Below are 16,318 nucleotides of genomic sequence, written 5' to 3'. Positions count from 1 at the left end.
TTGAAGGCGGTGTAGGGCCGCAGCACATTGCCGGCGTTCTTCAGCTCGGGAAAGCCGTCGACACCGGTCACCGACAGGGTCGGCCGCCAGGTGCGGTTCAGCAGCACTTCGACCGGATCCTGCGTCAGGGGCAGCACCGAGGCGCCGTCGGCGCCGCAGGCCCAGGGATAGCGCTTCCAGACCTCGTCCTTCAGGATCTCCGCCGTGGCGCGCGCCTGCTCGACACGGTTGCCCGGCACCTCGCAATGGAAGCTGTCCGGCAGCAGGCGGCCGGTCTTGCTGTCCTCCAGCCGGTCCAGCACCTGGCGCAGGATGCGAAAGCTCGACGGCACCAGGCCCGAGGCATCGCCGGAGTGGATGCCCTCGGTCAGCACCTCGACCTTCAGCACGCCGCTGACCATGCCGCGCAGGGAGGTCGTCAGCCACAGCTGTTCGTAGTTGCCGGCGCCTGAATCGAGGCAGACCACCAGTGAGACATTGCCCAGGCGGTCCTTCAGCACGTCGATATAGGCCGGCAGGTCGTAGGAACCACTTTCCTCGCAGGTCTCGATGATGCCCACGCAGCGCGGGCGCGGAATGCCCTGCTTGTCCAGCGCCATGATGGCCGTCAGCGAGGCATAGACCGCATAGCCATCATCCGCTCCGCCACGGCCGTAGAGCAGGCCGTTCTCGTACTTGGGAGTCCAGGGGCCGAGGTCGCTGCGCCAGCCGTTGAACTCGGGCTGCTTGTCCAGGTGGCCATAGAGCACGATGGTGTCGTCGCAGCCACTCTTGGTGGCCGGCACCTCGAAGAAGATCACCGGCGTGCGGCCCTCGATCCGCACCACCTCCAGCGTCAGCCCAGCCACCTTCTTGCTTTCGACCCAGGCGGCGGCATCGCGCAGCACCTTCTCGATATGGCCGTTTTTTGCCCAGTCCGCGTCGAACATTGGACTCTTGGCCGGCACAGCGATGTAATCGGTCAGCGCGGGGACGATCTCCTCGTCCCAGATCTGTGCTGCAAAAGCGCCCAGGGCGCTGGCTTCATCGGTCTGCAGGGGCAGTGCGGGGTCGCGTGCATTCATGGCGTCATCCGGCTTGTGGCTGGGGAGCACCCAGTTTACCGAAGCGGCCCTCCAGCCAGCTTTGCAAACGTGCAAGAACCTGCTCGCGCTCGGGCTCGTTGAATATCTCGTGATACAGACGCTCGAAGACCTGGGCCTGCACAACCGCCACCGGCGCCTCGTCCACAAAGGCCTGGCTGCCGCGCGGGTCGACGCAGCGGTCTCCGCCGGCCCACATCAGCAGCGTCGGCACCACCCACTCGGCGGCATGCTCGATCACCTCGACCCCTGCGTTGGCGATCATGCGCGCCAGCGTGGGCGTGATGCGGTCATGCACCAGCGGATCATTCTTGTAGGCCGCAACGACGCAGCCATCGCGGGAGATCCAGGCGGGCTTCAGCCCATTGCCCACGGCCAGATGGGGCACCACAGGCAGCGCCACCGACAGCAGGGCCCGCTGAAAGCCCGACAAGCCCGGATCAAGCGCGGGCGAGCTCAAGATCAAGGCGTCGACGGCACGGAACCAGGCCGGCAGGACGCCGCCATTGCTGACAGACAAGCCACCCACCACAAAGCGAGCAGCCACTAGCCCACCCATGCTGTGCCCGAGCAAGACCAGCGGTCCGGCCCCCAGCCGCTCATCGCTGCGCACCTGGTCGATGACCAGAGCCAGATCCTTGAGCAGACTGTCCTGGGCTGGCATATCGCCCCTCGCCCCGCCCGAAGCGCCATGCCCACGCTGGTCGTGACCGACCACATTCCAGCCCCAGCTGTTGAGCCGCGCCGCCACGGACTCATAACGCCCTATATGCTCACCCAGACCATGCACGATCAACACCGTTCCGCGAGCCGGCTCCATCCCGGGCTTGCTCCATTGGCGCCAGTGCAGGGGCAGGCCGTCTTCTGTTCTCAAGGTGCGCATGTCGTCAGTGTAGGGAGCCCGGGTGGGCGAGCACCCCAGGGCTTCCCCTTTTGGTAAAAGTACGCAGCCGTCTGCCGCAGGGCACTGTCACCCAGACGATAGACGCCAGTTGGCGGCTGATTAAGCTACCCCTGCCGCCGGCACAGCCGGCGCCCTGACACGGAGCACTGATGAACGACTTCTTCACCCTGACCCAATCGCCGCAAGGTGTTGCCCATCTGCAGCTGAATCGGCCCGAGCGCATGAACACCATGGCGCCGGCCTTCTTCCCGGCGCTGCGCGACGCGGTACAGACCCTCAGCGACGAGGGACGCACCCGCGTGCTGGTGATCTCCTCCACCGGCAAGCACTTCAGCGCCGGCATGGCGCTGGACACCTTTGCCGGCCAGGGCGCGATGCTGGACACCAGCAATGCTCGTGCGCGGCTGAGCTTCCAGGATTCGCTGCAGCGCCTGATGGACTGCTTCAGCGTGCTCGACCAGGCACGCTTCCCGGTGATCTGTGCCGTGCAAGGCGGCTGCATCGGCGGCGGCTTCGATCTGGCCGCCGTCTGCGACATGCGCTTTTGCAGCGCCGATGCCTTCTTCAGCGTGCAGGAGATCAACATCGGCATGGCCGCCGACCTCGGCATCCTGCAGCGCCTGCAGCGCCTGATTCCGCCCGGCCTGGCCCGCGAACTGGCCTACACCGGCGAGCGCCTGCCGGCCGAGCGCGCGCTGGGCGTCGGCCTGGTCAATGCCGTGCTGCCCGACGCCGAGGCGCTGCTGGCGCATGTGATGAATCTGGCCGCCGCCATCGCCACCAAATCCCCGCTGGCCATCAGCGCCAGCAAGCTGGCGCTCAACCACGCCCGCGACCACGGCGTGGCCGCCTCGCTGGCCCATATGAGCGTCCTGCAGAGCGCGGTGTTCGACACCGCCGAGATGGGCCAGGCCATCATGGCCTGGAAGTCCAAGCAGGATGCCGGCTTCGCCGACCTGAATCCGGTCGCCCAGCTCTGAGCCTGCTCAGCCGCACGCGCCGGGCTCAAGCAGGGCCGCGGCGTCTACCGCTCGACCACGAGCGACCGCTGGGAGCGGCGAAGACCTGAACGACCAGCTGACCGACAAGCGCAGCTGATCCGCAAAGCCGAGGGGACAAGCAAATGACGACGGAGCCGCAACAGCAAGATGCACCGCAGATCGAGCTGACGCCACCGGATATCGAACCCTACCGAAACAGCAGCAGCGGGGTCGACTTCGTCCATGTGTTCGACTCGGGCCGCCCGGGTCCGGTGGTGATGGTGCAGGCGCTGACGCATGGCAACGAGCTGTGCGGCGCGATCGCGCTGGACTGGCTGTTCACGCAGGGGCTGGGCCGCACGCTGAGGCCGCTGCAGGGCCGGCTGATCGTCAGCTTTGCCAATGTCGACGCCTATGCGCGCTTCGACCCGGCAGACCCGCATGCCGCGCGCTGCGTGGACGAAGACCTGAACCGCGTCTGGGCCGACACGGTGCTGCTGGGCCCGCGCGACTCGCTGGAGCTGCGCCGCGCCCGCGCGCTGCAGCCCTTCGTCGACGCTGCCGACTTCCTGCTGGACATTCATTCGATGCAGGACGCCTGTCGGCCGCTGATGGTCTGCGGCCTGCTCGACAAGGGTGCTGACTTTTCACGTCAGCTCGGCATGCCGGGCGAGCTGCTGATCGACACTGGCCACCCCTCCGGCCTGCGCATGCGCGACCGCGGCGGCTTCGGCGACCCGGCTAGCCCGAAGAACGCGCTGCTGCTCGAGTGCGGTCAGCATTGGGAGCGCTCGTCAGCGGCGGTGGCGGTCGATGCGCTGATCCGCTTCCTGCGCCTGACCGGCATGGTGGCGCCCGACTGGGCCGCACAGCATCTGCTGCTGCCCTTGCCCACCGAGCAGCGCCTTATCCGCGTCGATCAGCCCATCACTGCGCTCAGCGAGGACTTCCACTTCCTCATGCCGGTGCATGGCCTGGACGTGATTGCCCAGGCCGGCACGGCCTTTGCGCAGGACGGCGACACCGTGTTCCGCACGCCCTATGACGACTGCGTGCTGGTGATGCCCGCGATGAAGCATGGCCGGCCCGGCAACACCATGGTGCGCCTGGGCCGGCTGGAACGCTGATCAGCGCGCCTTCAGCAGCTCCGGCACCTTCAGCAGGATGAACTCGTTGTCGTCCTGCAGATTGGGTTTGCGGGCCGAGGAGTAAGGCAGGTTGTTGTCGTTGGCCACGACGATGTGCTCGGCATCCACCACGTCCACGTTCTCGATGGTCACGAAGGGGAAGGTGAAGCGGCCGTTCTTGCCGCCGCGCTTGGCCATGCCCTTGGGGTCGGCGATGTCCATCAGGTCGACATAGCCGATCTTCTTGACGAAGCCGTCGGCATCGGCGTCCTTCAGGCTGATCTTGTAGACGCGCTTGAAGCGCGCCGGCACGTTCTGGCAATCCGGGCGCGCCGGGCCGTTGCAGGCGTCCTCAGCCAGGCCTTCACCGTTGTCGCGCTCGATGATCAGGCCGGTGTCGGCATCGATCATGTTGAAGTCGCCGATGTTGTTGCCCTTGAGCTCCAGCGCGTACTTCCAGCTGCGGCCGGTCCAGGCGCCCTGCTTGACGTCGAACTCCAGCACACGCAGGTACTCGCGGCCGTCCTTGTCGGTCTCCCACTTCTTGTCGGCTTCGACCCACAGCGGGCCTTCCAGCAGCGGGTAGAGGAAGCGGCCGTCCTTGCTGGCGGCCATGCCTTCATAGCCACGCGAGCGGCGCACCGGCGTCGTCACCGGCGTGCCCGGCACGGCCGGCGTGGTGACGCTGAAGTGGTCTGGCGATTTCAGGGTCTTGCCGTCGAGCTGCGTCTCGAACACCGCCAGCACGCGGCCCTGGCGGTCAGCGCGGATCAGGTAGGGGCCGAGCTCGTCGCCGAACCAGAACTCGCCGTCGATGATCTGCATCGATTCAACGTCGAAGTCGGCGCCGGTCAGGTAGCGCTTGTCCGTGCCTTCGTTGACGATCAGGAACGGCACCTTGCGGTCCGGGTCATGCAGGAACTGGGTCTGCACGCGCGTGATGCCGCCCTTGTTCCAGTCAGCCTTGACCTGGTGGAACATCAGCATCGCATCCGCGCTGTTCGCCTTGGAGCCGAAACCGTTGTCGGTCAGCACCCAGAAGCTGCCGTCCTTCATGCTCTTGATGCCCGAGAAGCCCTGCACCGGCTGGCCCTTGAAGGGCAGGCTCACACCGGTAGGACGCGGCGCGGCCCTGTCGGACAGAAAGGAAGTGCCCATCACCGACTCCATGGCATCGATGCGGCGGCTGTCGGCAGCCGTGAACTTGCCGCTGCTGCGCAGGAAGGCCGGTGCGTCCTTGGGCGCGGGCACAAAGCTGCGCGCCGGCAGCCAGGCATGGCCGACCAGTTCGACTGCAAAGGCTTGAGGCACCGGCTGCGCATGGGCGCCTAAGGAACCCAGCGCCAGGGTCAGGGCAAGAAGGGAGGGCTTCAGTTTCATGGCTGAGTCTGCTTGCAAGGTAGTTGATTGAAGCGTCTCAGCCTAGTCAGCCACAATGACAGCGGCATGAAGTCGCCCGGCGCGGCTGCGGGACTTGACCATCATCAAGGACAAGGCCGCGTCGTGGTGAGATTCTCAAATGACAGTTTCATTACGGTCGCAGCAGCCATGAGCACCACGACGCCACGCAAGACCAGCAAGACCAACCAGCCTGCCAGAGCCGCCCGGCCGCGCCGCAGCAGCAGCGGCGACACCAGCGGCAGCACCGATCCCAAGCGCATCGCGCAGCGCACCGTCCAGGAGGCGATCGACAAGGCCCAGGCCCGTGAACTGGAAGCACTGAAGGACATCGTCGCACTGGGCGGCCCGGCCAGCCTGGCCAGCTCGGTGCGTGCGGTAGTGGCGGGTGCTGCGCCCGATGACGCGGTGGCGCTGCGCCAAGCCTTGCTCCAGGAACTGCACAGCCCGACGGGTGACGGCGCGACCAACCCCGATGAGGAGTTGTCACCCGGCTGGCGCAAGGGCGGCTACCCCTACAAGAACCTGATGTCGCGCCGGGCCTACGAGAAGCAGAAATACCGCCTGCAGGTGGAGTTGCTGAAGCTGCAGGCCTGGGTGAAGACCACCGGCCAGAAAGTGGTGATCCTGTTCGAGGGCCGCGACGCGGCCGGCAAGGGCGGCACCATCAAGCGCTTCATGGAACACCTGAATCCGCGTGGCGCGCGTGTGGTGGCGCTGGAGAAACCCAGCGAGGTCGAGCGCGGCCAGTGGTACTTCCAGCGCTATGTGCAGCACCTGCCCACCGCGGGCGAGATCGTGCTGTTCGACCGCAGCTGGTACAACCGCGCCGGCGTCGAGCGCGTAATGGGCTTCTGCACGAACGACGAGTACAACGAGTTCATGCGCCAGGCGCCCGAGTTCGAGCGCAATCTGGTGCGCTCGGGCATGCATGTGGTGAAGTTCTGGTTCTCGGTCAGCCGCGAGGAGCAGCGCCGCCGCTTCAAGGAGCGCGAGGCGCACCCGCTCAAGCAGTGGAAGCTCTCGCCGATCGACAAGGCCTCGCTGGACAAGTGGGACACCTACACCAAAGCCAAGGAGGCGATGTTCTTCCACACTGACATCGCCGAGGCGCCCTGGACCGTGGTCAAGTCGGACTGCAAGAAGCGCGCGCGCCTGAACGCGATGCGCTATGTGCTGCACCAGCTGCCCTACAGCAACAAGGATCTCGACAAACTCGCGCAGATGGACCCGCTGCTGGTGGGCCGCGCCAACGTGGTCTACGAACGCGGCGAAGCGCAGAACCCGGCTGCGCTTTAAGCCGGGCGGGGCGGAGCTCAGGCCGGTCAGGCGTCTTGTCGTTTACTCGGCAGTCATGCAGAAGGCATTGAGCTTGTTGCCATCGAGATCGCGGAAATAGGCAGCGTAGAAGTTGCCCCCGCGCGGCCCCGGTGCGCCTTCGTCGGTGCCGCCCAGCGCCAGCGCTTTGGCGTGCAGGGCCTGCACGGTGGCCGGGCCGTCTGCGGCCAACGCAATCATCACGCCGTTGCCCACCGTGGCGGGCTGGCCATCGAAGGGCAACGTCACGGCGAAACCAGGCTCGCTCATGCTGCGGCCCCAGGCAATGCCACGGCCGAAGTCCATGGTGCGCTTGACGCCGATGACGGCGAACAGCTCGTCATAGAAGGCCGCAGCGCGCGGCAGATCATGGGTACCGAGGGTGGTGTAGCCGATCATGGTCAGAGCTCCCTGTGAGATATGGAGCACTGATGATGCCAGCGGCCTGTGCCGGAAAATGGCAGCAGCATGAAGCTGAGCTGCGCGGATCTGGCACAGCGAGCAGCTCTTGCACGCACCGAGAAGGATCGGGCTGGCCGGGCGCTCCGTACCCAGCGCTCAACCGCGATCGAGCTTGAAGACCGCCATGCTGGCCAGCAGATTCGGCAGCGTTCGCACGACCTGACCCTCCTGGATGCCGAAGCTGTCCAGCACGCGCAGGCGGTTCTTGCGTGCCAGCACCTCGAAGTCGGCATAGGTGCCGACACGGATATTGGGCGTGTCGTACCACTCATAGGGCAGCACACGCGTCACCGGCATGCGGCCCAGCAGCACCTGCAGGCGGTTGGGCCAGTGGGCGAAGTTGGGGAAGCTGACGATGCCCATGCGGCCCACGCGCGCCGTTTCCCTCAGCATGGCCTCGGTATTGCGCAGATGCTGCAAGGTCTCCAGCTGCAGCACCACGTCGAAGCTCTGGTCCTCGAAGATGGCCAGGCCCTCTTCCAGGTTCAGCTGGATCACGTTGACGCCGCGCTGCGCGCAGGCCAGCACATTGGCATCGTCCAGCTCCACACCGTAGCCGGTGCAGCCCTTGGTGGTCTGCAGGTGGTGCAGCAGCTCGCCAGTGCCGCAACCCAGATCGAGCACGCGCGAGCCGGCTGGCACCAACGCGGCGATTGCTTCCATCACGCTGCGATCACTCATGCCGAAAACTCCTTGGCAATGCGTTCGAAATAGGCGCGCAGCACGCCGTGGTAGCGCGGGTCTTCGAGCAGGAAGGCGTCGTGGCCGTGCGGCGCGTCGATCTCGGCATACGAGACGTCGAGCTTGTTGTCCAGCAGCGCCTTGACGATTTCTCGAGAGCGCGCCGGCGAGAAACGCCAGTCGGTGGTGAAGCTGGCCAGGAGGAACTTGGCCTTGGCCGAGGCAAAGGTGCGCGACAGATCGCCGCCATGCTCGCGCGCCGGGTCGAAGTAGTCGAGCGCGCGGGTAATCAGCAGATAGGTGTTGGCGTCGAAGTACTCGCTGAACTTGTCGCCCTGATAGCGCAGATAGCTCTCGATCTGGAACTCGATGTCCTGCGTGCTGTAGCCCAGCTCGGTGGCCCGCATCTGGCGCCCGAACTTCTGCTCCATCACATCGTCGCTGAGATAGGTGATGTGGCCGATCATGCGCGCCACCCGCAGGCCGCGCTTGGGCACCACGCCGTGCGCGTAGAAGTGGCCCTCGTGGAATTCGGGATCGGTGATGATGGCGCGGCGCGCCACCTCATTGAAGGCGATGTTCTGCGCCGACAGGCTGGGCGCGGTGGCAATCGCAATGCAGTGGCGCATGCGATCCGGATAGCGCAGCGACCAGTCCAGTGCCTGCATGCCGCCTAAGGATCCGCCCAGAACCGCCGCCAGTTGCGTGATGCCCAGCGCATCCAGCACACGGGCCTGCGCATCCACCCAGTCCTGCACTGTCACCACCGGAAAATCGGCGCCATAGACGCGGCCGGTGGCCGGGTTTACATGCATGGGGCCGGTGGAGCCGAAGCAGGAGCCCGGGTTGTTGATGCCGATGACGAAGAACTTGTCGGTATCCAGCGGCTTGCCCGGGCCGATCAGGTTGTCCCACCAGCCCTCGCTCTTGTCCTGCCCCTCATAGGTGCCGGCCACATGGTGGCTGGCATTGAGCGCGTGGCAGACCAGCACCGCGTTGCTCTTGTCGGCGTTGAGCCGGCCGTAGGTCTCGTAGACCAGTTCATAGTCGCGCAGTTGCGCGCCGCTGCGCAGCGGCAGTGCCTCGCTGAACTTCAGGCGCTGCGGTGTGACGTGGCCAATCGAGCCCATGCACTCACCTCTGACTTCCATACAACCCAAAAACAAAAAAGCCGGTGTCGCTGACGGAGCGGACACCGGTTTTCGGGCGTCCCTCTTTAGCGGAATTTATAGAGCGCCCGCAATCCGGAACAAATCGGCGCTGTGAGAGCCAAGTATATCGGGCGCCGCTTCCGTGGCAGGATGGGCGCAGAACAACGGACATGGAGCACACACAATGAGCGGCTGGTTCGAAGGCTTCATTGCGGAGACCGTCGAGGTCGGCGGGCAGGCACTCCACCTGCGCAGCGGCGGCAAGCCGGACGGGCCGCCGCTGCTGCTGCTGCACGGCTTCCCGCAGACGCATGCGATCTGGCAGCGCGTGGCGCGCGTGCTGGGCCACCACTTCTTCCTTGTGATGCCCGATCTGCGCGGCTATGGCGACTCGGCCAAGCCGCCCAGCGATGCCCAGCACCTGCCCTACAGCAAGCGCGCGATGGCGCACGATATGGTGGCGCTGATGCGCGAGCGCTTCGGCATCTCCCGCTTCGGCCTGGTGGGCCACGACCGCGGCGGCCGCGTCGCGCACCGGCTGGCGCTGGACCATCCGGATGCGGTCTCCAAGCTGGCTGTGCTGGATATCGCGCCGACGCTGGACATGTATGCCCGCACCGACATGGACTTTGCGCGCGCCTACTACCACTGGTTCCATCTGATCCAGCCGCAGCCGCTGCCCGAGACCATGATCGGCGCAAACCCGCGCTTCTACCTGCACTGGAAGCTGGGCGGCTGGGGCAGCCAGGGCCTGGCCCACATCGAGCCGGAGGCGCTGGCCGAATACGAGCGCTGCTTCTGCCGCCCCGAAGCCATACACGCGGCCTGCGAGGACTACCGCGCCAGCGCCAGCATCGACCTGGAGCACGACGGCATCTCGCGCGCCTCGGCGCACAAGGTGGCCTGCGATCTGCTGGTGCTGTGGGGCGCACGCGGCGTGGTCGAACGCCTGTTCGACCCGCTGGCGCTGTGGACGGCGCAGTGCGCCGGCCACGTCAGCGGCTGGCCCCTGCCCTGCGGGCACTATCTACCGGAGGAGCAGCCCGCCGAGACGGCGGCGGCGCTGCTGGAGTTCTTTGGCGACTGAACGCCCGGCCCATCAACTGGCATCGAGACGGAACTGGGACACCGCCGAGCCCAGGCTCTGCGACTGCTCGCGCAGGCTCTCGGCCGCTGCAGCCGACTGTTCGACCAGAGCCGCGTTCTGCTGAGTCATCTGGTCCAGCTGCGTCACCGCCAGATTGACATGACCGATGCGCTCACTCTGATCCGAGGTGCCGGCCGCGATATCGCCAATGATGTCGCTGACCCGCTGCACCGAGCTGACGATCTCGCCCATGGTTTCGCCGGCATCGCGCACCAGCTGCGAGCCGGCATCCACCTGCTCGACGCTGGCGCCGACCAGTTGCTTGATCTCCCGGGCTGCCTCGGCTGAGCGCTGCGCCAGGCTTCGCACCTCACCGGCTACGACGGCAAAGCCGCGCCCCTGCTCACCGGCGCGTGCCGCTTCGACAGCCGCATTCAGCGCCAGAATGTTGGTCTGGAACGCAATGCCATCAATCACGCCGATGATGTCGCCGATCCGGCGCGAACTCTGATTGATGCGCTCCATAGTGGAGACCACCTGCGACACCACCGCGCCGCCGCGCTGCGCGACTTCGGCTGCCGAGGTCGCGAGTTGCTTGGCCGTCATCGCGGCATCAGCGCTCTGACGCACGCCACCGGTCAGCTGTTCCATTGAGCTGGCCGTGCTCTGCAGGTTCATCGCCGCCTGCTCGGTGCGCGTGCTGAGGTCCTGATTGCCAGCCGCCACCTCGACGCTGGCACTCTCGATCTGCTCGGTCGAGACGCGCACCTGGCCCACCAGATTGCGCAGCGATTCCTGCATGGTCTTGAGCGAGCTCAGCAGATCGGCCGCTTCGTCACGCCCATCGACTCGGATGTGCCGGTTCAGGTCGCCCGCGGCGACCGCCTGGGCCACCGTGCGTGCGTAGCTGATCGGGCTGATGATGGTGCGGGAATTCAGCAAGGTGAGCGGCACCACGATCAGCACCACGGCGCCCAGCACACCCATGAACACCAAGGTGATCTGCAGCATCGCCGCATTGAATTCGAGCTGGGTGTCGTGCGCCTCCCGTTCGATGGTGTCGGCGATCTTCAGCACCCGCTCCTCGACCCCGCGCATATGCACCTTGGCACGGCCCAGCATGCGGTCAGCGACCCTGGCGGTGTCAAAGCCCCCGTCCTGGATCTGGGCCAGCACGGGCTGCGAAGCCTTGCTGTATTCGTCCAGCAAGGCGATAGCCTCACGGGCCAGCGGGTTGTCTTCGTCCTCTTCGCCTTCCAGCAAATGGGCCAGCCCGTCCTGGGTGCGCTTGATCGCCGCCTGCCAGCTCTCACGCGCCTTGAGCACGGCAACGCCGTCCTCGTAGTTGATCACCATGTCCTTTTCGGTCAGGCGCACATCGGCAAGCGCGTTGCGGATCTGGCCGAGCTGTTCCAGCTCCTTCACTGAATGCTCCATGAACTCGGCATTCAGGGACTTGAGACGCTGCCCGCCATAGACGGCGGTGACACCCACCAGACCGAACATGCCAAGCACCGTCACGATGGCCCCCAGCATGCGCGTGCGAATCGTGAAACTCCGCATCCAGACTGTCAGATCCATGCCAGTACCTCCGCATGACGCTGTCGTTGATCCGCTCGAAAAGGCCGGGCGCTGGCCGCGCGCAAGCACAATCAAGCAAGGGCAGCATAACTGCAGATCGGCACGGCTGGACCCGCCTTGAGCGAATCCGGCGTCAAGTCCGGGTCACGGAGCCGTACACAGGCAGTGCACCAGGGCAGAGTAGGGCTTGCGGCCTGCGCTCAGCTCGGCCAGCGAGGCCAGCTCATGCTGGGCCTGATGCACGGCGGCGGGCAGCTGCAATGGCATCGCCGCGCGCACCAGCTCCACCAGGGTGGGTGCCAGCACCGAATCCAGCGACTTCAGCAGGCGGTCCAGCTTGCCCGGCTCGCGCTCAACGTAGCTGATGCGCGGTTCGCCCTCGATCTTGGCCAGCGTGGCGGCGGCCTGCAGCGCGTCGCCCAAGCTGCCGAGCTTGTCCACCAGGCCGCGGTCCAGCGCCTGCGTACCGGTCCAGACCCGGCCCTGCGCCACGTCGTCGAGCTGCTCGACGGTCTTCTTGCGGGCCTTGGCGGCCCGGCCGGTGAAATCGTCGTAGATGAACTGCACGGCCGATTGCACGGTGGCGCGCAGGCGCTCGTCCAGCGGGCGGCGCGGATCGAAACCGCCGGTCAGCCAGGTGGTGGTGTAGCCACCGGTGTGCACCGACAGCTTGTCCAGCAGCTTGTCGGCGGTGGGCAGCATGCCGAACACGCCGATCGAGCCGGTGATGGTCGACGGGTCGGCCATCACCTGGTCGGCCGCCATCGAGATCCAGTAACCGCCAGAGGCCGCCACATCGCCCATCGACACCACCACCGGCTTGCCGGCAGCGCGGGTGATCTCCAGTTCGCGGCGCACGATCTCGGACGCAAAGGCGCTGCCGCCCGGCGAGTTGACGCGCAGCACCACGGCCTTGATCTTGTCGTCCTCACGGGCCTGGCGGATCAGCTTGGCGGTGGAGTCGCCGCCCACCTTGCCGGGGCCGGCCTGGCCGTCGACGATCTCGCCTTCGGCCACCACCACGCCGATGGCCGCAGCCTTGCCATCCCACTTGGGCTTCACATGGGCCAGATAGCCAGCCAGGTCGATCTGGCGGAAGCTCTTGCTCTTCTCATCCTTAGCGCCGCGCTCGATCAGCAGCGCGCGCATCTCGTCACGCGTCTTCAGCGCGTCAACCAACTTTTCCTTCAAGGCCAGCTGTGCGGTGTCGCCCTTGACGGCCTGCATGCGCTGCGGCAGCTCTTCGATGGCACGCGCTATGGCGCCCTTTTCCAGCTTGCGCGCAGCCTCGACCGAGGCGGTGTAGCGCGTCCACAGATCGCCATACAGATAGGACTCCGACTCCAACGTCGCCGGCGAGGGTCCGTTGGCGAAATAGGGTTCGCCGAAGTTCTTGAACTTGCCGACCCGGATCACATTGGCGTCGATGCCCAGGCGGTCCAGCGCGTCCTTGTAGTAGTTGCGGTAGCGCCCAAAACCGTCGATCAGCACACCACCCATCGGGTGCAGATAGACCTCGTCTGCGCGTGCGACCAGGAAGTAGCCGCGCTGGCCGAACTCATCGCCATAGGCGAGCACCTTCTTGCCGCCCGACTCCTTCTTGAAGCGCTCGATGGCGGCGGCCACCTCATGCAGCCCGGCCATGCCGGCGCCGCCGAACTGGTCCAGCTGCAGCAGCACATGGCTGATCTGCGGGTCTTTCGCAGCGGCGTCCAGCGCCGCCAGCACATCGCGCAACTGGGTCTGCGCCTGCGGCGTCTCGCCACGCGCCTGCGCCATCGCCTGCTCGCGCAGCGAGCCCGAGCGCTGCTCGACCAGGCGGCCATCAAGATTCAGCACCAGCGTGGTCTTGTCCTCCAGCGCCTTCGGGCCGCGGCTCATGAAACCGATGATCAGCGCGATCAGCAGTCCCAGCAACAGCAGATTGAGCAGGGCGCGCCGGCTGGCGTCCAGAAACCACCAGGCTTTGCCGATAACACGCCCGATCGGGCGCAGAACAGTCATGATCATCCGGAATCTCCAGCCCTTGAAGCAAGGGAACGAGGCGATTCTAAGCAGCCCCCCGGGCCCAGCCGATCGTCAGGGTCTGGGCCAGGGCAAACACCGATCCGTCCGCGCACGCCAGCACCCTGGGACGGCTTAAGCTGCTGACTGCGGGCCGGCTTCGCGGCGCGCGGAGTCATGCCCATGCCTTCCTGGCTGAACCAGCTCGACCGCCTTTACCCCGTACGCTACAGCGCCTGGCTGGTGTGCCTGACCGGCGCGCTGGCCGGCACCGCCGGCTGGGCCTTCGGCTTCAACGGGCCCCTGATTCCCCTGGTCTTCGCGCTCTTGAGCGGGGTCGGCCTGATGGACACGCTGCAGACCCGGCGCTCGGTGCTGCGCAACTATCCGGTGATCGGCCATCTGCGCTTTCTGCTCGAATTCATTCGGCCGGAGATCCGCCAATACTTCATCGAGGCCGACAGCGAGGCCGCGCCGTTTTCGCGTCAGCAACGCTCGCTGGTCTACCAGCGCGCCAAGGGCGACCCGGACAAGCGGCCCTTCGGCACGCAGCGCGACGTGAATGCCTCAGGCTATGAATGGATCAACCACTCGCTGGTCCCGACCCGGCTGGACAGCCACGATTTCCGCATCACCATCGGCGAGGGACGTACCCAGCCCTACGACGCCAGCGTCTTCAACATCTCGGCCATGAGCTTCGGCGCGCTGAGCGCCAACGCCATCCTGGCGCTGAACCAGGGCGCACGCAAAGGCAACTTCGCGCATGACACCGGCGAAGGATCGATCAGCGTGCACCACCGCACGCATGGTGGCGACCTGATCTGGGAAATCGGCTCGGGCTACTTCGGCTGCCGCAACGATGACGGCAGCTTCAGTGCCGAGCGCTTCGAAGCCAATGCGAGCGATCCGCAGGTCAAGCTGATCGAGCTCAAGCTCAGTCAGGGGGCCAAGCCCGGCCATGGCGGCGTGCTGCCCGGCCCCAAGGTAACGGCCGAGATCGCGCAGGCGCGCGGTGTGTCCATCGGCGAAGACTGCGTCTCGCCCGCCGCGCACAGCGCCTTCAGCACGCCGATCGAGTTGCTGCGCTTCATCGACAAGCTGCGCAACTTGAGCGGCGGCAAGCCCACCGGTTTCAAGCTCTGCATCGGCCACCCCTGGGAGTGGTTCGCGATCGCCAAGGCCATGGTCGAGACCGGCATCGTGCCGGACTTCATCGTGGTGGACGGCGCCGAAGGCGGCACTGGCGCCGCGCCGCTGGAGTTCACCGACCACGTCGGCGCGCCGCTGCAGGAAGGGCTATTGCTGGTGCACAACACCCTGGTCGGCCTGAACCTGCGTGAGCGGGTCAAGCTGGGTTGCGCCGGCAAGGTGGTCAGCGCCTTCGACATTGCCCGCATGATGGCGCTGGGCGCCGACTGGTGCAATTCGGCGCGCGGCTTCATGTTCGCGCTGGGCTGCATCCAGGCCCAGGCCTGCCACACCGGCCATTGCCCGACGGGTGTCACCACCCAGGATCCCAAGCGCCAGCAGGCACTGGTGGTGCCCGACAAGGCCGAGCGCGTCTACCGCTACCACCAGAACACGCTCAAGGCCCTGCAGGAGCTGGTGCAGGCGGCCGGCCTGCACCACCCCGGCGAGATCAGCGCCGCGCACATCGTTCATCGCATCAACAAGCATGAGGTGAAGCTGCTGATCAATATGCTGCCCTTCGTGAAGCCCGGCGCGCTGCTGGGCGGCGAGTTGCCCGGCAACGTGTTCACCGTCTACTGGCCGCTGGCCAGTGCACAGAGCTTTGCAGCGCAAGGGTCCGTGGAGCGGCTGGCTTGATGCCCGACCCCAGCGCGCAGTCGCAACAAGACCTGGCTGCGCTGGATGCCTTACTGGCCGACCGACAGAGCGACTGGTGGGACGGCTTCTACGCCAACCGCGCCAAGCCGGTGCCTTTCTTCGGCCCGCAGCCGGATGAGTGCCTGGCCGAGTGGATCGCGCAAGGCCTGATCCACACGCACGGCCGCGCAGTCGACCTGGGCTGCGGCAACGGCCGCAATGCCGTGCTGCTGGCGCAGTCAGGCTTCGCCGTGGAAGGCGTGGACTACTCGCAAGCCGCCATCGCCTGGGCCACACAGCGCGCGGCCGAAGCCGGCGTTGCCGTGCAGCTGCAGCACACCTCAGTCTTTGATGTCGAATTCCCTGCCGGCGCTTTCGACCTGTTCTACGACTCCGGCTGCTTCCACCACCTGGCGCCGCACCGGCGGCCGGGCTATGTGCAACGCGTCGCCGACGGGCTGAAGCCCGGCGCCTGCTTCGGCATGGTGTGCTTCCGCCCCGAAGGCGGCAGCGGCCTGAGTGACGCCGAGGTCTACGAACGCCGCACCCTGGGCGGCGGGCTGGGTTATACCGAGGCGCAGCTGCGCGCCATCTGGGGCGGCGCCTTCAGGATCGAGCAGTTGCGGCCGATGAAGCCCCAGCGCCCGGCCGAGAGCGGCCGCTTCGGCGAGAGCTTTCTGTGGGCGATGCTGGCGTACAAGCGCTGAGGGCCGCGGC

At 66.4% G+C, this 16,318-nt stretch carries 14 protein-coding genes and 1 riboswitch; of the genes, 6 read left to right on the top strand and 8 right to left on the bottom strand.

Annotation, left to right across the window (positions count from 1 at the left end):
* A partial coding sequence (locus tag ACIQ67_RS07495) for a M20/M25/M40 family metallo-hydrolase (protein WP_397533733.1) occupies positions 1 to 1,064 on the bottom strand: 1,064 nt, incomplete at its 3' end.
* Between the two features lie 4 nt (positions 1,065 to 1,068).
* Complete coding sequence (locus tag ACIQ67_RS07490) at positions 1,069 to 1,965, bottom strand: lysophospholipase (protein ID WP_397533732.1); 897 nt, start codon at positions 1,963 to 1,965, stop codon at positions 1,069 to 1,071.
* 170 nt (positions 1,966 to 2,135) lie between these two features.
* Here ACIQ67_RS07490 and ACIQ67_RS07485 point away from each other — a divergent pair, with 170 nt between their 5' ends.
* Positions 2,136 to 2,966, top strand: coding sequence for an enoyl-CoA hydratase-related protein (locus tag ACIQ67_RS07485; protein WP_397533731.1), 831 nt, complete (start codon positions 2,136 to 2,138; stop codon positions 2,964 to 2,966).
* 143 nt (positions 2,967 to 3,109) lie between these two features.
* A complete protein-coding gene (locus ACIQ67_RS07480) occupies positions 3,110 to 4,093 on the top strand; it encodes a succinylglutamate desuccinylase/aspartoacylase family protein (RefSeq protein WP_397533730.1) in 984 nt (327 codons plus the stop codon).
* Here the strand turns inward: ACIQ67_RS07480 and ACIQ67_RS07475 are convergent, their stop codons facing one another.
* A complete protein-coding gene (locus tag ACIQ67_RS07475) occupies positions 4,094 to 5,473 on the bottom strand; it encodes an esterase-like activity of phytase family protein (RefSeq protein ID WP_397533729.1) in 1,380 nt (459 codons plus the stop codon).
* A 168-nt stretch (positions 5,474 to 5,641) separates the two neighbouring features.
* Between ACIQ67_RS07475 and ppk2 the strand changes: the two genes are divergently transcribed.
* Positions 5,642 to 6,790 carry a polyphosphate kinase 2 gene (ppk2, locus tag ACIQ67_RS07470; protein ID WP_397533728.1) on the top strand — a complete coding sequence of 383 codons (1,149 nt, stop codon included), beginning with the start codon at positions 5,642 to 5,644 and terminating at the stop codon, positions 6,788 to 6,790.
* Between the two features lie 42 nt (positions 6,791 to 6,832).
* Here the strand turns inward: ppk2 and ACIQ67_RS07465 are convergent, their stop codons facing one another.
* From ACIQ67_RS07465 to ACIQ67_RS07455, 3 genes are all read right to left on the bottom strand, one after another.
* The gene (locus tag ACIQ67_RS07465; protein ID WP_397533727.1) at positions 6,833 to 7,207 is read right to left on the bottom strand and encodes a VOC family protein; all 375 of its coding nucleotides are present in this window, start codon (positions 7,205 to 7,207) and stop codon (positions 6,833 to 6,835) included.
* 159 nt (positions 7,208 to 7,366) lie between these two features.
* Positions 7,367 to 7,951, bottom strand: a complete 585-nt coding sequence (gene metW, locus ACIQ67_RS07460) for a methionine biosynthesis protein MetW (RefSeq protein WP_397533726.1) — start codon at positions 7,949 to 7,951, stop codon at positions 7,367 to 7,369.
* Positions 7,948 to 9,081, bottom strand: a complete 1,134-nt coding sequence (locus tag ACIQ67_RS07455) for a homoserine O-acetyltransferase (protein WP_397533725.1) — start codon at positions 9,079 to 9,081, stop codon at positions 7,948 to 7,950. Before ACIQ67_RS07455 ends, metW begins: the two co-directional genes overlap by 4 nt.
* A gap of 65 nt (positions 9,082 to 9,146) precedes the next feature.
* Positions 9,147 to 9,222: riboswitch (SAM riboswitch) on the bottom strand.
* A gap of 64 nt (positions 9,223 to 9,286) precedes the next feature.
* Between ACIQ67_RS07455 and ACIQ67_RS07450 the strand changes: the two genes are divergently transcribed.
* Positions 9,287 to 10,189 (top strand): alpha/beta fold hydrolase, encoded by a 903-nt coding sequence (locus ACIQ67_RS07450; RefSeq protein WP_397533724.1) that lies wholly within the window; start codon positions 9,287 to 9,289, stop codon positions 10,187 to 10,189.
* A 12-nt stretch (positions 10,190 to 10,201) separates the two neighbouring features.
* Here ACIQ67_RS07450 and ACIQ67_RS07445 read toward each other — a convergent pair whose 3' ends face one another.
* Together ACIQ67_RS07445 and sppA are read right to left on the bottom strand one after the other, a co-directional pair.
* A complete protein-coding gene (locus ACIQ67_RS07445) occupies positions 10,202 to 11,770 on the bottom strand; it encodes a methyl-accepting chemotaxis protein (protein ID WP_397533723.1) in 1,569 nt (522 codons plus the stop codon).
* A 144-nt stretch (positions 11,771 to 11,914) separates the two neighbouring features.
* A complete protein-coding gene (gene sppA, locus ACIQ67_RS07440) occupies positions 11,915 to 13,780 on the bottom strand; it encodes a signal peptide peptidase SppA (protein WP_397533722.1) in 1,866 nt (621 codons plus the stop codon).
* A 177-nt stretch (positions 13,781 to 13,957) separates the two neighbouring features.
* On the opposite strand from sppA, the gene ACIQ67_RS07435 reads away from it, so the two are divergent.
* Both ACIQ67_RS07435 and ACIQ67_RS07430 read left to right on the top strand, forming a co-directional pair.
* Positions 13,958 to 15,601, top strand: a complete 1,644-nt coding sequence (locus ACIQ67_RS07435) for an FMN-binding glutamate synthase family protein (RefSeq protein WP_397533721.1) — start codon at positions 13,958 to 13,960, stop codon at positions 15,599 to 15,601.
* Positions 15,601 to 16,308 carry a class I SAM-dependent methyltransferase gene (locus ACIQ67_RS07430; protein ID WP_397533720.1) on the top strand — a complete coding sequence of 236 codons (708 nt, stop codon included), beginning with the start codon at positions 15,601 to 15,603 and terminating at the stop codon, positions 16,306 to 16,308. The genes ACIQ67_RS07435 and ACIQ67_RS07430 overlap by 1 nt, the downstream gene beginning before the upstream one ends.
* The last annotated feature ends 10 nt before the right edge of the window (positions 16,309 to 16,318 follow it).

It is taken from the genome of Roseateles sp. (genome assembly GCF_044373315.1).
Lineage (GTDB): Bacteria > Pseudomonadota > Gammaproteobacteria > Burkholderiales > Burkholderiaceae_C > JACDQM01.
The sequence above is the reverse complement of the archived record's forward strand: the minus strand, read 5'-3'. Positions and strand labels throughout refer to the sequence as shown.

Excerpts from the sequence above, each read along its gene's own strand:
- ACIQ67_RS07465 (WP_397533727.1), bottom strand. The coding sequence starts at position 7,207 with ATGATCGGCTACACCACCCTCGGTACCCATGATCTGCCGCGCGCTGCG.
- ACIQ67_RS07450 (WP_397533724.1), top strand. The coding sequence starts at position 9,287 with ATGAGCGGCTGGTTCGAAGGCTTCATTGCGGAGACCGTCGAGGTCGGC.
- ACIQ67_RS07485 (WP_397533731.1), top strand. The coding sequence starts at position 2,136 with ATGAACGACTTCTTCACCCTGACCCAATCGCCGCAAGGTGTTGCCCAT.
- ACIQ67_RS07480 (WP_397533730.1), top strand. The coding sequence starts at position 3,110 with ATGACGACGGAGCCGCAACAGCAAGATGCACCGCAGATCGAGCTGACG.
- ACIQ67_RS07445 (WP_397533723.1), bottom strand. The coding sequence starts at position 11,770 with ATGGATCTGACAGTCTGGATGCGGAGTTTCACGATTCGCACGCGCATG.
- ACIQ67_RS07435 (WP_397533721.1), top strand. The coding sequence starts at position 13,958 with ATGCCTTCCTGGCTGAACCAGCTCGACCGCCTTTACCCCGTACGCTAC.
- sppA (WP_397533722.1), bottom strand. The coding sequence starts at position 13,780 with ATGATCATGACTGTTCTGCGCCCGATCGGGCGTGTTATCGGCAAAGCC.
- metW (WP_397533726.1), bottom strand. The coding sequence starts at position 7,951 with ATGAGTGATCGCAGCGTGATGGAAGCAATCGCCGCGTTGGTGCCAGCC.
- ACIQ67_RS07490 (WP_397533732.1), bottom strand. The coding sequence starts at position 1,965 with ATGCGCACCTTGAGAACAGAAGACGGCCTGCCCCTGCACTGGCGCCAA.
- ACIQ67_RS07475 (WP_397533729.1), bottom strand. The coding sequence starts at position 5,473 with ATGAAACTGAAGCCCTCCCTTCTTGCCCTGACCCTGGCGCTGGGTTCC.
- ACIQ67_RS07430 (WP_397533720.1), top strand. The coding sequence starts at position 15,601 with ATGCCCGACCCCAGCGCGCAGTCGCAACAAGACCTGGCTGCGCTGGAT.
- ppk2 (WP_397533728.1), top strand. The coding sequence starts at position 5,642 with ATGAGCACCACGACGCCACGCAAGACCAGCAAGACCAACCAGCCTGCC.
- ACIQ67_RS07455 (WP_397533725.1), bottom strand. The coding sequence starts at position 9,081 with ATGGGCTCGATTGGCCACGTCACACCGCAGCGCCTGAAGTTCAGCGAG.